13 protein-coding genes and 1 tRNA gene are annotated in these 14591 nt (G+C 63.2%); 4 read left to right on the top strand and 10 right to left on the bottom strand.

Features of this window, described 5'->3' with window-relative positions:
- Positions 1-13: 13 nt before the first annotated feature.
- Positions 14-1069 (top strand): alpha/beta hydrolase, encoded by a 1056-nt coding sequence (locus AX729_RS18220; protein WP_061025460.1) that lies wholly within the window; start codon positions 14-16, stop codon positions 1067-1069.
- Between the two features lie 402 nt (positions 1070-1471).
- On the opposite strand, the gene AX729_RS18215 is transcribed toward AX729_RS18220, so the two are convergent.
- The 4 genes from AX729_RS18215 to AX729_RS18200 all read right to left on the bottom strand — a co-directional run bounded on the left by AX729_RS18215 (position 1472) and on the right by AX729_RS18200 (position 4657).
- Positions 1472-2068: a MarR family winged helix-turn-helix transcriptional regulator gene (locus tag AX729_RS18215; RefSeq protein ID WP_061025458.1), complete on the bottom strand. Its 597-nt coding sequence runs from the start codon at positions 2066-2068 to the stop codon at positions 1472-1474.
- Positions 2069-2099: 31 nt separating this feature from the next.
- Positions 2100-2864, bottom strand: coding sequence for an ABC transporter permease (locus AX729_RS18210; protein ID WP_061025456.1), 765 nt, complete (start codon positions 2862-2864; stop codon positions 2100-2102).
- Between the two features lie 3 nt (positions 2865-2867).
- Complete coding sequence (locus tag AX729_RS18205; RefSeq protein ID WP_245325246.1) at positions 2868-3575, bottom strand: ABC transporter ATP-binding protein; 708 nt, start codon at positions 3573-3575, stop codon at positions 2868-2870.
- Positions 3576-3685: 110 nt separating this feature from the next.
- Positions 3686-4657, bottom strand: a complete 972-nt coding sequence (locus AX729_RS18200) for an ABC transporter substrate-binding protein (protein WP_063817259.1) — start codon at positions 4655-4657, stop codon at positions 3686-3688.
- 300 nt (positions 4658-4957) lie between these two features.
- Between AX729_RS18200 and AX729_RS18195 the strand changes: the two genes are divergently transcribed.
- The 3 genes from AX729_RS18195 (at position 4958) to AX729_RS39735 (ending at position 7414) form a co-directional block, all read left to right on the top strand.
- Positions 4958-6088 (top strand): FAD-dependent oxidoreductase, encoded by a 1131-nt coding sequence (locus tag AX729_RS18195; RefSeq protein ID WP_061025454.1) that lies wholly within the window; start codon positions 4958-4960, stop codon positions 6086-6088.
- A gap of 8 nt (positions 6089-6096) precedes the next feature.
- Positions 6097-7062: a polysaccharide deacetylase family protein gene (locus AX729_RS18190; RefSeq protein ID WP_349643759.1), complete on the top strand. Its 966-nt coding sequence runs from the start codon at positions 6097-6099 to the stop codon at positions 7060-7062.
- Between the two features lie 178 nt (positions 7063-7240).
- Positions 7241-7414: a hypothetical protein gene (locus tag AX729_RS39735; RefSeq protein WP_156457033.1), complete on the top strand. Its 174-nt coding sequence runs from the start codon at positions 7241-7243 to the stop codon at positions 7412-7414.
- A gap of 4 nt (positions 7415-7418) precedes the next feature.
- Here the strand turns inward: AX729_RS39735 and AX729_RS18185 are convergent, their stop codons facing one another.
- From AX729_RS18185 to AX729_RS18165, 6 genes are all read right to left on the bottom strand, one after another.
- Positions 7419-7622: a hypothetical protein gene (locus tag AX729_RS18185; protein WP_061025452.1), complete on the bottom strand. Its 204-nt coding sequence runs from the start codon at positions 7620-7622 to the stop codon at positions 7419-7421.
- Positions 7623-7782: 160 nt separating this feature from the next.
- On the bottom strand, positions 7783-7908 hold the full coding sequence (locus tag AX729_RS41525; RefSeq protein WP_283807808.1) for a hypothetical protein: 126 nt from the start codon (positions 7906-7908) through the stop codon (positions 7783-7785).
- Between the two features lie 244 nt (positions 7909-8152).
- Positions 8153-8228 (bottom strand) — tRNA-Lys (locus AX729_RS18180).
- 167 nt (positions 8229-8395) lie between these two features.
- Complete coding sequence (locus tag AX729_RS18175) at positions 8396-8998, bottom strand: Spy/CpxP family protein refolding chaperone (RefSeq protein ID WP_197433620.1); 603 nt, start codon at positions 8996-8998, stop codon at positions 8396-8398.
- A gap of 194 nt (positions 8999-9192) precedes the next feature.
- A complete protein-coding gene (locus tag AX729_RS18170; RefSeq protein ID WP_061025448.1) occupies positions 9193-10194 on the bottom strand; it encodes a TRAP transporter substrate-binding protein in 1002 nt (333 codons plus the stop codon).
- A 178-nt stretch (positions 10195-10372) separates the two neighbouring features.
- Complete coding sequence (locus AX729_RS18165) at positions 10373-14506, bottom strand: beta strand repeat-containing protein (protein ID WP_061025446.1); 4134 nt, start codon at positions 14504-14506, stop codon at positions 10373-10375.
- Positions 14507-14591 lie beyond the last annotated feature (85 nt).

The raw sequence follows: 14591 nt of genomic DNA, 5'->3' as shown, positions 1-14591 counted from the left end.
AAGGAGACCGATCATGGACCAGCACATTTCCGCAAGGGCACAGGAGCCGGCAATTGTAGTCGAGGATCTCATGATCCCGAGCGACACGCCAGGTATTTCGCTTCATTTGCGCAACAAGCGACCAGCGGCGCTCAAGACGTTTTCAGCCGAGCGTACCATCCTGATGATGCACGGTGCGACCTATTCGTCGGGAAGTCTGTTCGATGTGCCCCTCGGCGGAAGCTCCTTCATGGATCATCTCGCCGGGCATGGCTACGACGTCTTCGCACTGGACGTGCGCGGCTATGGCGGATCGACGCGTCCGTCCGAAATGGATGCGCCACCCGAGGACTCTGAGCCGCTTGTGCGCACCGAAGTCGGCGTGCGTGACCTCGCCAGCGCAGTCCAGTACGTCCTGAAGCATCGCGACATCACGCGGCTCAATCTGCTCGCCATGTCTTGGGGCGGCTCCGTGGCCGGCGCCTATACGGCAGTGAATAACGACAAGATCGTGAAGCTCGCGCTGGTCGCGCCACTCTGGTTGCTGAATGGCCCGGCTCCGATCGACGCGGGGGGCCGCCTTGGGGCCTATCGTAAGGTCCCTGTGCTGGACTTCAGGGAGCGCTGGCTTTCGGCAGCGCCGGAGAAAGCGCGGCCAGGACTCATTCCAGCGGGCGGATTCGAACTCTGGGCAAACATCTCACTGGCGACGGACCCAGAATTCAGCGCGGGAACTTCTCCGCTCATGCGTGCGGTGAACGGTCCCATTCTAGATATCCGTGAATACTGGGCGGCCGGCAACGCCCTTTACCATGCCAGCGACATTCGCGTGCCGGTGCTCCTGGTTCACGCCGAATGGGATCGGGACGTGCCCATCAGCTCGGCGCAGGATCTCTTTCTCTCGCTGAAGCACGCGCCGTATCGTAGGTGGGTCGAGATCGGCGAAGGCACGCACATGATCCTGCTGGAAAAGAACCGGTTGCAGGCATTCGACGCGATCAACCAGTTCTTCTCGGAGAAGTATGAGCATGACGAACGCGGCAAGGACACGGGTGCTCCGGCCGATATTCCTTCATTGACGGCCGGGTAATTGGACAGGAAGAGGAAACATCGCCAGGCGACGCTACTTCACAACCAGTGATCGCCGGTGATGCGATGACCATACGATTGGACTAGCAGAGCTCTCCAATGTAGATGTGGATCAACTCGCCGGGATGTTCGAGCTCGTAGCGCCGCAACCGCTTCGGCGCCTGTGGCAGCGGGGAATTAGCTCGGGCAATGAAACCTCATTCCAGAACGGATGGATAACCTCCTGAAAGCTCACATTTAGGGCATCAGGAGAAAGGCAGAACGCTGCTTGCACCGTTGTCGCGGCAGATAAGGTTTGCGATGCTTGCTTCCGAGGAAACGGTCGGACGTTCGACCCCGTGTCCGGGGGAGCGAATTGTGGCCGCTAACCAGCACGCCCGAGAAGGCATCATAGCCCAAGCAGCTAGGCCGTTGGGACGGACGGCCAGCCATCTATCACGTCGGCGAACCTCGTCAACTCCTCGACAAGGCGCTTTTGACCATCGTCCCCCAGCGGCAACAGCCGGATTCGTTGTGCTTCGAAGACGCGCGGTATCGCTTCATTGATGACGACCTCGCCCGACGCAGTCAGTTGCACCCGGAGGGTTCGGCGATCATTCGGCTCTGGCAGCCGCGCAAGATATTTCTGAGCCTCCAGCTTGTTGAGCCGGCTGGTCAACCCCGCGCCGCTCAGCAGCAGCGACTGAGCGATCTGCTTCGGCGACAGGCAGTAAGGCGAGCCGGCACGGCGCAGCGCAGTCAGCACGTCAAAGGTGCCGCGCGTCAGTCCGAACGGCTCCAGCACTTCCTCGATGAAAGCGGTGCACTGCATCTGGATGCGACCGATCAAGCCATAGACTTGCACCGGGCTGGTGTCGATATCCGGCCGCTCGGTTCGCCATTGCGAGAAGATGGCGTCGACCTGCTCGCGCGCCGCACGCCCCTTCGTGACCCGGCGCGTCGGCGGTTTCGCTGTCGAATGATCCTTGGACCGCCCTGCTGTCGGCTTCGACCTGCTCATGTCTATTTCCTTCGCGCACCGGACGCCAGGCTCACGGCGTCCAGTCGACCACGCGTCGCTCGAGAAATTCTATCCCGTGAAAAAGCGCAATGCTGAGCACAGTCAGCAGCGCAATGGCCGCAAAAGCAAGCGGAGTTTGAGACTGCGCGGTCGATATCAAAATGAGATAGCCGAGGCCGTCCTGCGCCGCCACGAATTCACTGATGACCGCACCGATCACGGCGAATGTGACGGCGACCTTGCAGCCGGTGAAGAAGTGCGGCAGCGCCACCGGCACCCTGAGACGACGAAATACCTTGTGCGGCGATGCGCCGAGCGAGCGCATCAGATCCAGCATCGTCTTCGGCACCGCCTCCAGCCCGGCGACCATGTTGACGAGGATCGGGAAAAAGCAGACCAGCACAACCACGATGATCTTCGGCCATTCCGACAGCCCAAACCACAGGATGACCAAGGGTGCGACCGCCACCTTCGGCACCGATTGCAAGCCGAGCAAGATCGGGTAGAGCAGCCGGCGCGCCAGTGAGTTGAGGCTGATCAGGATCGCCAGCGGCAGCGACAATATGATCGCGAGCATGAAACCGATAACGGTCTCGCGCAGGGTCACCCAAGTGTTATGCGCCAGCTCGGGCGCCCATTTCACCGCTGCCTCGAAAATCGTCGAGGGCGCCGGCAGAATCCAGGTAGGCACCTTGAGCAGGTGAGCCAACAGCTCCCACAACGCGAGCAGTGCAACATAGATCAGTGGCGTGGCCGCGCGATTGGCGAACTTCGAGGAAGAGGAAGAAGCAGCCATAGGTCAGGCCCCCGCGCGGTTGAAGATAATGTCGCGCACCTGATTCTTGATCTCCTGAAAGCGCGGCAGTCTGGCGGTCTCGGCATTGCGGGGGCGCGGCAGGTCCACGGCGATTTCGGCGCGAATCGTACCCGGCCGATCCGACATGATCAGGATGCGGTCGCCAAGGAGGATCGCCTCCTCGATGTCATGGGTGATCAGTAGCGCGGTCCGACCGAGATCTTGCCACAGCCGCGACAATTCCAGCGACAGTTCTTCGCGCGTCAAGGCATCCAGCGCGCCGAATGGTTCATCCAGCAACAGCAGGCGTGGGTCGGATAACATCGCGCGGCAGAAGGCGGCGCGCTGTTTCATGCCGCCCGACAGCATCTGCGGGCGCAGTTGCGCAAAATCCTTCAGGCCTGTCATTTCCAAAAGGCGCATCGCGCGCTCGCTGGACGCTGCCTTTGGCAGCGACAGGACGTCCGCAGGCAGCAGCACGTTTTCCAGCACGGAGATCCATGGAAACAGCACGTGCTCTTGGAACACAATGCCGACTTCATGCGATGGTCCGTCCAGCGAGACGCCGTAACGCTGCATGATGCCTTGATCCGGCATCTCCAACCCGGCGACCAGCCGCAGCAACGTGGACTTGCCGCAGCCGGACGGACCGACCACCGAGACGAAGCTGCCGGGCTCGATCTTCAGGTCGACCGGACCCAGCGCATGCACCGGAGCGCCGTCGCGGCCGGCATAAACCTTGGTGACCCCCTTGAGGTCGATCGCCGCAACGCTTGCCGCCGTTGATGGCGGCGCCGCTGCGCGAAGGCCGGTCGCAGCAATCATTCGACGAAGCCGGGCGCGAACAGTTCGGCGGGCGGCACAGGATTCTTCAGCGTGAAATTCGCAGATATCACCTCGACGGTGCCCGCAATGCTCTTCGGGTCGATTTGGCCGAGCGGCTTGCCCTTCACCTCGGCGAGTTCGGTCACGAGCCTGGTCTCGCCTTCGATGACCGCCGGGGACAATTCCTTCTGGTACTTCGCCATGATCGCCGCGGCCTCCGCAGGATCAGCGAACGCGTCCCTCATGCCTCTGATCGTCGCGCGGACGAAGGCACGGACCTGCTCGGGGTTCTTTGCGATGGTCTCCTCGGAGGCGATCAGTCCATTGCCATAGTAATCAAGGCCGGAATTCTTGTAATCGATGCGGACAATCTCTTTCGGTGCGGTCGCTGCCGCGATCAGCGGCTCGCCGACGGAGAACTGGCAGATCGCGTCGGCGCGGCCGTTCGCCAACAGCGACGGCAGCGCGGAGCCTTCCGCCACGACCCACTTCACTTTGCTTGCATCGATGCCCGCCGCCTTGGCAAACGCCGGAAACAGCAGGCGGACCGAGCTCGATGCCGTATCGGCTACCGTCTTGCCTTCGAGGTCCTTCGGCGAGGCAACGCCGCTGCCCTTGATCGCGAAGATCGACTGCGGGGGCCTTGCGTAGACGATCGACACCAGCTTCACCGGAACGCCGTCATTGCCGCGCGCCAGCACCAGCGATCCTGCGTCGGCGAAACCGAATGTCGCGATACCGGCGGCGACTTTTTTGATCGCATCGGCCGAACCCTGCCCGCGCACAAAGTTCACGTCGAAACCCTCGGCCTTGTAATAGCCCTTCTCGCGCGCGACGTAGAAATAGGCATGACGACCGTTGAAGCCGAAATCAGTGACGAAATTGGTCTCAGCTGCATCTGCAGGCCGCACGCCGGCAGCGACCAACGTCCAGGCGAGAGCAACGGCAAGGCGAGCGCTTAGTTTCATGGTCCGACCTTCATTGATGGACGTGCTGAATGGAGCCGGCACTGCCGCGAACGTCGCGGCGGCCATTTCATTCGAAATCAAATGAAAATTAGTTCTCGCTCTGCCAGAGATCAACGAGTCCCACGCTCAAGATTTGATCAAGCTTGGCAATTTTGAGCGCATTTTGCAGCCAATCCGCCTCATCGCCGTGCATCACCCCCCGCTTCACTTGACAGCCGAAATCCCCTCGATTTATCCCGCTTCGTTAGCTATCGAATGATCTCAATCGGTCGCTCCGGTGCGGTTTTGACAGGGTTTGCAATGGATCGTGGAACGAGAATCGCAGTCATCGGCGCCGGCCTGGCCGGCCTAGCGGTCGCCGGGTTGCTTCAGCGCGCGGGCTTCACCGTTGCAGTGTATGAGCAGTCACCCAGTTTCTCGCGTATCGGCGCCGGCATCATTCTCGGCGCCAATGTCGCCAAGGTGCTGCGCCAACTCGATCTGGAGAAGGCTTTCGCCACCACCGGCATCCGGCCTGACGCTTTTGTCAGTCGCGCCTGGGACAGCGGCGAAACCCTCTACCGGCTGGCGTTCGACGAGGCCTGCGAGGCGCGCTTCGGCGGGCCGTTCGTCAATATCCACCGCGCCGATCTGCATGAGCTGCTGCAACGGCCGCTTCAGCCCGGCACGATTCACTACGGGCACAAGCTTGCGGGGATCGAGGAGACCGCGAACGGCGTAACATTGTCGTTTCATAATGGCATGATCGCAGATTGCGATATTGCCATCGGCGCCGACGGCATTCGCTCAAGGGTGCGTGAAATCATACTCGGCGCCGAAGAGCCGCGCTTCATCGGCCGCAGCGCGCCGCGCGCGGTGTTTCCGACCAACCGGATCAAGGGCGAGCTGATCGGCGACTGCACCAAATGGTGGGCGACAGATCGCCACGCGCTTGCGTATTACATGTCTGCCCGGCGCGACGAAGTCTATCTCATGGCCGCATTGCCGGCTGAACATTGGGATGGCGACGGTTCGCCGGTGCGCGGCGATCGCGACGAGTTCATCGCGGCTTTCGACGGTGCGCATCCCGACCTGCTGCGCACGGCGGAGGCAGCCGGTGATGTGATGGTGTGGCCGATTCACGATCGCACGCGCAATGACTGCTGGAGCAACGGGCCGGTGGTGCTGATGGGCGATGCGTGCCACGCGGTGCGCCCGTTCATGGCGGCCGGCGGTTCGATGGCGATCGAGGACGCCGCGATTCTCAGCCGCTGTATCACGGAATTCGATGATCCTTCGACCGCCTTCGCACGATACGCCGCGATCCGTATTCCACGCGTCGCCGAGGTCCAGCAGATTTCGATCGACAACACCTGGATGCGCGGCCCGACAGAAACCGACTGGTTCTTCGGTTACGATCCCTGTCTCGTTTCGCTCGACGCCGCCGCATAGGAGCCGACATGTCTGATTTCAAACCCGTCGACCTCAAATCCATGGCGCCAGGCCATATCCGGCCCGATCCCATGCAGGCGCGCGATCTGGTCGGTTATGGCGAAACGCCGCCGGATCCTCGCTGGCCGGGCGGCGCGAAGATCGCCGTCAGCTTCAGCCTCAACATCGAGGGCGGCGGCGAGTCCACATTGGCCAATGGCGACGCCGTGTCGGAGGGAATGCTCAACGACATCGGCGTTGCCACCAAGAGCGGGGTGCGCGTGCCGCTGGTCGAGTCCGTGTTCGAATATGGCAGCCGTCGCGGCGCTTGGCGCGTCCTCGATATCCTGCAGCGGTTCGCGGTTCCGGTCAGCATCCTGGGCGTGGCGCGCGCGCTGGAGCAAAATCCGGCGCTGGCCCGCGCCTGCGTCGAGCGCGGCCACGAGATGGTCAGCCACGGCTATCGCTGGATCGATTATTGCGATGTCGATGAGACGACCGAGCGCGAGCACATCCGCCAGGCCGTCGACACGCTCACCAAACTCACCGGCAGCCGCCCGCTCGGCTGGATGACGGGGCGTCCGGGCCCGAATACGCGCCGCCTGATCGCTGAGGAAGGCGGCTTTCTTTATGATCGCGATTCGCTCGCCGACGAGCTGCCATACTGGATCGCAACCGCACATGGACCCCATCTGGTCATTCCGTACTCCTACGAAGCCAACGACAACCGCTTCAACGAAAATTCAGGCTTCTCCACCAGCGGGCAGTTCTTCGAGTACATGCGCGACGCTTTCGATATCCTGTACGCCGAAGGCGTCGCGGGATCGCCGAAGCTGCTGTCGATCGGTTTGCATGACCGTCTGATTGGCCGCCCCGGTCGCGCCGGCGGCCTGATCAAGCTGCTGCAGCACATGAAGGCCACTGACGGCGTCTGGTTCTGTCGCGGTATCGACATTGCGAGGCACTGGCGTGCGCATTTTCCGCCAGGCACCTGAAAGAGTCTTACGATCGTCGGATGACAGCGTATCCGCGCGCACCCCGTCGCGGTCGTCAGCTGCGGACAGCGTTCTCAAGAAACCTAAATCTGATCTGGCGGTTTAGCTCGCCTTCATCAACGAGAATACCGGCCAGCCCGACAAGAAGCACGACCAGGATCTCCGCGACACCTGCGTCATGCTGCTCGATCGCGCCAGCTGCGACTTGCTCACGATCTGCGACATCACCGGCCACAGCTACAAGAGCGCGCAGACCATCGTGAAGCACTACCGCGCGCGCTACCCCGATCGCGCCGATGCGGGGATTGACCGGCTGGTGTTGCAGGTCCGGAAAGAAGGGATGGCGGGATAAGGGGCTAGCTGCCTCGCTCTTCTTCCGCTTCAATGTACAACTGCAGGATGCCGCTCAGCGCGTTCCTGTACACCTGCTTGTTCTCCTCGCCGAACCCTGCCGGCAGATCAGGCTCCGACATTTTGGTCGCCACTGCCGTTTTCAGCGCCTTGATGATCGCTGCCCTCTGCGTTTCCGACAGCGCGGTCAGAATGGCGACGTTGACCACGGCAGCGGCATGTACGCCCGCATAGAGACGAGCGGCATCCTTCTGCGACAGCTACTTCGGTTTTTTCTCCAGAAAGATCGAGCCTCCCCGATGCAGGATTTAAACGAGCAGTGCGTACTCTCCGATCCTAGTAGATTCGCGCGGGCATCCGGGCATCGGATCAAGCCTTCCGATCCAGATCGCTTCGCAGCCGCTTCGGTATCCAGACATCGAACACGTGCGCGCGCCGGCGCATCACGACGCGCATGTCAGGCTCGCCCTTCGTCAGTTTCTTGAACAGCCGCACCGCCGCATCGAAGCTGTCGAGCGCTTCGATCCGGATGCAGTGCTCGTCGGCGCCGTTCCAAACTTCAACGTAGTAATCACGGTCTTTGACGAGGCGGATGGGTCATGCCGACCACCAAGAACATTCCACGAACAGACGTCAACTGATCGCACCGAGCGACGTCCGACCACGAAAAGCGTCGCACGAGACGCGTTTTGTTCCGCGACCTGAAATGAAAAAACCCTGCACCAGCAGGGCTTTGGGATGGTGGGCGCACCAGGGCTCGAACCTGGGACCCGCTGATTAAGAGTCAGCTGCTCTACCAACTGAGCTATGCGCCCGAAAGGCGGTCAATGCCTTGCGAGGCCGGTCGTTTAGCAAAGCGATCCGGGGATGGCAAGCGATCGGGCCGAAGTTTTCCAAGGCTTCGTCCAAAAGCCCGGATGGGCGAAAAGCCACTGGATTCCAGCGGCTTCGCCAGGGTTGACGGCTCGGGAGCCGGGCCCGCTCAGAGCCGGCCCTCGCGGTCCCGGCCCTCGCCGCCGTCACGGTCGAAACGGTCATGGTGGAAATGGTCCATGCCGCGTTCCATCATGCGGTCCATGCCGCGTTCCATGAAGTGGTGGCGGTGCCGCGGGCCGTCTTCGCCGCCGCCGAACGGGCCGCGGTGGCGGGTCAGCACGGCGAGGCGCCGCTTCTGGCCCTCGTCCAGCGTCTTGTAGAGCGGATCGGCGGCATCGGCGATCTTCTTCAGGGCGGCGGAGCTGGCGCCCATGTCCTCGGCGCGCTGGCGCAGTCGGGCAATCGGATCCTCGGGCTTGTCGGCATCGCCCGGGCCGGCATTCATCCGCGCATTGGCGCGATCGATGCGCAGCTTGGCGAATTCCCGCACTGCGGTCTCGACCGGCGGCCACAGTTTCTCCTGATCGGCGTTGAGCTTCAGCCCGGCGTGGACGGCGGCGATCCGCGCGTCGACGAAGGCGGCGCGGTCCTCGGGGTTCATGCGCATGTGGCGGGCGTGCTCCATCCACGGGCGATGATATTGGGCGTAGACCGCGCTCGAGCCGGCGATGCTGAGCACGGCGATGGCGGCGATGGTGAACTTCCTCATGGGGATCTCCTCCGGCAGGATGTCCCGAAGGATGAGCGCGCCGCTGCTGACGCGCAACTTACAAGTTGGACAGGGAGCGCGTTGTTACGAAGATGTAACGGCCGATTTTACCTCCAGCCGCAATCGGAAATCATTCGCAACAAAAAGGCTTCCGTGCCAACTGCACGGAAGCCTTCCTTCATCGTCCGCCTGGATCAGTTCGTCGTGCTCTTCGCTTCCTTCTGGAACTCGTCGATCAGCGACTGGCCGATGCGGCTTGCGGCATCCTTGTAGACCGGCTCCATCGCCTTGCGCATCGCCTCGTCCTGCTCGGCCGTGAGCTTGATGATCTCGCTCTTGCCGCTCTTCTTGATCTCGGCGAGCGCGTCGTCATTCTCCTTCTGCGACTGCGCATTGCTGAAGGCGGTCGCCTCCTTCATCGCCTTGGAGAGCTGGTCGCGGATGTCGGCCGGCAGATCTTCCCAGAACTTCTTGTTCACGATCACGACGTAGCCGATGTAGCCGTGGTTGGTCTCGGTGATGTACTTCTGCACCTCGTGCATCTTCTGGGTATAGATGTTCGACCAGGTGTTCTCCTGACCGTCGACGACGCCAGTCTGGAGCGCCTGGTAGACTTCCGAGAATGCCATCACCTGCGGCAGCGAGCCGAGCGCCTTGAATTGGGCCTGGATCACGCGCGACGACTGGATGCGGAATTTGACGCCCTGGTAGTCGGCAGGCGTCACCAGCTTCTTGTTGGCGCTCATCTGCTTGAAGCCGTTGTCCCAATAGGCAAGGCCGGTGATGCCCTTGGCGTCCAGCAGCTTGAGCAGCTTCGTGCCGAGCGGGCCTTCCGTCACCTTCCGCAGCGTCTTCAGGTCGGGAAGGATGTAGGGCAGATCGAACACCTCGAACTCGCGGATGCCGAGCGGACCGAATTTCGAGTTGGACGGCGCCAGCATCTGGACGCTGCCGAGCTGGAGCGCCTCGAGCTCTTCCTTGTCCTTGTAGAGCGTCGAGTTCGGATAGACTTCGACCTTGACCTTGCCGCCGGTGTACTTCTCGGCAAGCTCCTTGAACTTCTCCGCCCCCTTGCCTTTCGGCGTGTCGGTGGCGACGACGTGGCTGAACTTGATGATGATGGGCGATTGGGCCATTGCCGGCCCGGCCAGTGCCAGAGCTGCAATCGATGCCGCAGCCCAGATGAGTTTCCGCATGCTTCCTCCCGCACGTTTTGCCGGGCGCGGGCGGGCCGCCCCGGCTTGATTGTTTGGAAGCTTTATCGCGAAGTCGGCCGGGGCGCCATTGCCCCTTCGCAGGGGCCGACTTGCATATTGTGCCGTGCAGCAAAAAGCCTTGGGCATGGCGGAACGGCCGCCATCCCCCAGCGGACCGTCAGCCGTGCAGCGTCGCTGCGAGCTGGCTCTGCTGAACCACACCGGGATCGCTGATCAGCGTGCCGCCATGGCCGTCCGACGACAACGCGAAATCGGCGGCGCTATATTGCCCGAGCAGGTTCAGCGTCGCGGTATGCGTGCCGTCCGATACGGTCAGTGTGCCGCCGCTGTTGTCGCCGTTCGCCGCATAGGCCAGCGAGGTGACGCCGTCGCTGAACAGGATGTCACCGAGAACGATGCTGTCATGATCCTGCCAGCCGGAGATGGTGCCGATGAAGCTCGAGGCCTGATCGAGCACCAGCGAGGCGTTGCCGCCGGCGAAGACGACGTCGTCGATCGTGCCGCCCGCATGCACATAGGCGAGTGCGCCGGCACCGATCGTGGTGTCGTCCGCACTGCCACCGGACTGCACGTGCTGCGCGCCGGCCAGAACCGTCGTGCCGGTCGCGCTGCCGAAGACATACTGCTCGCCGCCGTTGACGATGGTGCCGCTGGCTGTGCCCCAGTCGAGCTGGTAGCCGCCGGCATTGATCGTGGTGCCGGTCGCGAAGCCGTCGGCATAAACATTCTGCTGGCTGCCGGCATTGACGGTGGTGAGCGAGGCGCTGCCGTGGAGATACTGGATGGCGCCGTTACCGATGATGGTCTGTGTCACGCTGCCGTAGACCGCTTGGCTGCCGCCGTCCATCGTGGTGTTGATCGCGGTCCCGCCCGAATAGACGTCCTGCTCGCCGCCATGGATCGTCGTCTCGCTGGCCGTTCCGCCGCTCTGGACGGTCTGCACGCCCGAATTGATCGTCGTCAGGGTCGCGGACCCGAACACGAACTGGTGGCCGCCGCTGATCGTCGTGGTGATGGTGAATCCCCAGTCGATCTGGAGGCCGCCGGCATTGATGGTTGTTCCGGTCGCGCTGCCATCGATATAGACGTTCTGTTCGCCGCCGTCATTCACGATGGTCGAGAAGACGTTGTTGTGGATGTGCTGGAGCCCGCCATTCGCGATCGTGGTCCCGATCGCCAAGCCGAACACCGTTTGGGTGCCGCCGTCCACAGCGGTATTGGAGGCGACTCCGCCGCCATAGATGTCCTGCTCACCACCGGTCTTGATCGTGGTGCCGTCCGCCGAGCCTCCGACCTGGATGTACTGAGTGCCTGAGATCACCGAGTTCGCGGCCGAGCCATAAACCGACAGCACGGCGCCTGCGGCCACCACCATCCCGTCGGCCGAGCCTTCGAGGACGACGCCCGCGCCGCTCTGGACATCGATCTCGGAATAGCCGGCGGCATCCTTGATGCGCCAGATGCCGCTCTGGACGTCGAGCTTCTCGACATGGACGACCGTGCCGAGCAGCGCGCCGGTGCCGGTGTCGGTGAGCACCAGCGTATCGTTGCCGTCGCCGCCGTCGATCGAAGCGGGCGTGCCGCGATAGGCCGTAAGCTCGATCGTGTCGTCGCCCGCGCCGCCGAGCACGGTGTCGCCCGCGCCGGCGAGGATACGGTCGTTGCCCGCGCCGCCGTCGAGCAGGTCGGAACCGGCCTCGCCGACCAGGAGGTCGTCGCCGTCGTCGCCGAAGACCTCATCGTCGCCCTCGCTGGCATAGATCGTGTCGTTGCCGACGCCGCCGTGAATCACGTCGTTGCCGAAGCTCGTCGTCACGAGGTCGTCGCCGTCCCCGGCATCCACCGTGAAGCCCTGGCTCTGATACATGTCGGCGGTGAGCCGGTCGTTGCCGGTCCCGAGCTGTATCGTCCCGGTGACGTTGGTGCCGATATAGAGGTTCACGACGTCGTCGCCAGCCCCCATGTCGACCGTCCCGGTGATCTTGCCGGAATTGCCGAGCTTGTCGTCGCCGTCGCCCATCGAGACCGCACCGTCGAAGATTCCGGTGCTGGTGGTGATGATCTCGTCATCGCCCGCGCCGGTCTGGACCGCGCCGGTGATCGTCCCACGATTGATCAGCAGGTCGTCGCCGTCGCCGAGATTGACCGCCGAGCCGTGCAGCGCGGTGATGGTGCCGTCATTGCTCAGCGTGTCGTCGCCGCCATCGGTGAAGATGCCGCCGATGATCTTGCCGGTCGCCGAGTTGGTGAGGCTGTCGCCGAACGTGCCGACGATCGAGATCGCCTCGCCGTTGTTGCCGCGGATCGTGCCGTCGTTGATGATCGTCATGACGCCGAAGGCGTCGCCGTCGTCGCTGTCGTCCACCGTGATCGCGCGCTGGTCGCTGACGATCAGGCCGCCGACCTCGTTGTGGACGAAGCCGCCGCCGATCGCGAGCGCCTCGTTGAGGCCGTTGGCGGCGTCGACGAGGCCGACCGCCTCGATGGTGCCGAAATTGTCGATCCAGACGAGACCGTCGACGTCGATGCCGTCGGCATCGGCGCCGCCGACCGACGTGCCGGCGATGGTGCCGTGATTGGTCACCGTCGTGGTGGTGTCCGGGGCGCTGTCCATGTTGATGCCGGCCCCGGCTTCGCCGGTGATCGTGCCGTCGTTGCTGACGGTGATCGGCTGGTCGCCGGTGATGCCGTGGCGCGCGCCGTCGATGATGCCGCCGGCATAATTGTAAATCACACCTCCGCCATTGACCGACTGGAAGTCGATCGCGTCGTTGCCGGACGAGGATGCGGAGGCGTTGTGGCTGACGATCAGCCCGTAATTGTAAATGGTGGCGTTGGCGCCGGCCCGGACCGCGTCGGCATCGGCCGCCGAGATGACAGCGCCAGCTGCGTTGGTGATGATGGTCTGCACGTCGCTCGAATTGACGTCGTCGAGATCGAGCGCCTGGCCGGCATTGCCGCCGGTTCCGGTCGAGGAGATCGTGCCCTCGTTGGTGATGGTGAGCGTGCCGGTGGTGCCCGAGACCAGGTTCGAGATCTTCACTGCGTCCTTGATCGCCGTGATGGTCGCGCCCGCCTCATTGTTGATTGTGAAGCTGCCGCTGGTCGAGCCGCTGGTGTAGATGGCCCGGCTGCTGCCGCTGATGGTGCCGAAATTGTCGACCAGCGCGCCGGGCGCGGTGCTGCCGCCGATCCAGGTCACCGGGGTCGAGCCCGACAGCGTCGCGCCGGCGAGCACGGTGAGATGATCGTTGTTGGCCAGCGTGACCGGATTGGAGGAGTTGCCGGAGACCAGCGTGCCATCGTCGTTGAGGATGGTGCCGGTCGCGGTCGCGGTGCCGATCGTGACGGTGGCACCGGGATTGCTGGCGCTGGTCAACGTCAGGGTGAAGCTTTCATCGGACTCCGCAACGGCGTCGCCGGAGATCGTGATGGTGACGGTCGCCGAATTCACGCCGTCTGCGAGGCTGCCGGCGAACGTCGGGTTCGGCAGCGCGCCGCCGAAGTCCGCGGCATTGGTGGTGCCGGCGGCGAAACTGCCGGAGAAGCTGATGGTGCCTGTGGTGCCGCCGCTGCGCACGACGGTGAAGGTCATGATCTTGGTGCCGCTGTCACCCTCGGTCACCGACACGCTGGACGGCGAGAACGAGATCGACTGCGCGGCGGGGGGCACAACGGTGAATGCGGTGGTCGGGAACGGCGCGTTCGGCGCGGTGCCGTCCGCGCTCTGGTCGCCGCTGCCGTTCTGGGTCTGCCAGTTGGCGGTGTCGCCGATCGCGGCGAGATAGTCCGCAAAGCTCGTCAGGCCCGAGCGGGGCCCGTTATAGCCGACGATGTCGAGGCCGCCGGTGAAGCTGACGGCCGTCTGGCCGGCCACGAGGCCGGTGCCGGTCAGGGTGCCGTCGGAGGTCGCATAGCCGACATTGGAGATCGCGGCGAGGAAGGTCGGCGCGCTGGCGGAGCCGACATAGGCGTAGACCACCTCGCTGTCGTTCGACAGACCCGTATTGTTTGCATTCGTGAAGGTGACGGAGCCGGCGCTGGCGCCAAACGTGCCCTTGCCGACGTTGTTGATGTCGATGACGGTGCCGGCGGGAATTGCGGTCGTCGCGGTCCAGGCGATCGTGCTTTCCGAGCTGCTGCCCGAGGCGAAGCTGCTGCCGTTCCAGTTGCTGTCGGTGAAGTTGATCACCGTGCCCTGCGGAATGTCGGTCAACGCAACGAAGGACAGATTGTCGTTGCCGTCGCCGTTGAATCCGGTGAAGGCGATGGAACCAGCAGTCAAGGCCATTTCAAATTCTCCAGCAGCGGGGGAGCGACGCTGCCGGTTAATGGAATGTTAACATGACATGTTAATAACACAATTGTTGCGGCGC

Source organism: Bradyrhizobium sp. CCH5-F6 (assembly GCF_001556045.1).
Taxonomy (GTDB): domain Bacteria; phylum Pseudomonadota; class Alphaproteobacteria; order Rhizobiales; family Xanthobacteraceae; genus Bradyrhizobium.
The sequence above is the reverse complement of the archived record's forward strand: the minus strand, read 5'-3'. Positions and strand labels throughout refer to the sequence as shown.

Excerpts from the sequence above, each read along its gene's own strand:
- AX729_RS18220 (WP_061025460.1), top strand. The coding sequence starts at position 14 with ATGGACCAGCACATTTCCGCAAGGGCACAGGAGCCGGCAATTGTAGTC.
- AX729_RS18215 (WP_061025458.1), bottom strand. The coding sequence starts at position 2,068 with ATGAGCAGGTCGAAGCCGACAGCAGGGCGGTCCAAGGATCATTCGACA.
- AX729_RS18210 (WP_061025456.1), bottom strand. The coding sequence starts at position 2,864 with ATGGCTGCTTCTTCCTCTTCCTCGAAGTTCGCCAATCGCGCGGCCACG.
- AX729_RS18200 (WP_063817259.1), bottom strand. The coding sequence starts at position 4,657 with ATGAAACTAAGCGCTCGCCTTGCCGTTGCTCTCGCCTGGACGTTGGTC.
- AX729_RS18195 (WP_061025454.1), top strand. The coding sequence starts at position 4,958 with ATGGATCGTGGAACGAGAATCGCAGTCATCGGCGCCGGCCTGGCCGGC.
- AX729_RS18190 (WP_349643759.1), top strand. The coding sequence starts at position 6,097 with ATGTCTGATTTCAAACCCGTCGACCTCAAATCCATGGCGCCAGGCCAT.
- AX729_RS39735 (WP_156457033.1), top strand. The coding sequence starts at position 7,241 with ATGCTGCTCGATCGCGCCAGCTGCGACTTGCTCACGATCTGCGACATC.
- AX729_RS18175 (WP_197433620.1), bottom strand. The coding sequence starts at position 8,998 with ATGAGGAAGTTCACCATCGCCGCCATCGCCGTGCTCAGCATCGCCGGC.
- AX729_RS18170 (WP_061025448.1), bottom strand. The coding sequence starts at position 10,194 with ATGCGGAAACTCATCTGGGCTGCGGCATCGATTGCAGCTCTGGCACTG.
- AX729_RS18165 (WP_061025446.1), bottom strand. The coding sequence starts at position 14,506 with ATGGCCTTGACTGCTGGTTCCATCGCCTTCACCGGATTCAACGGCGAC.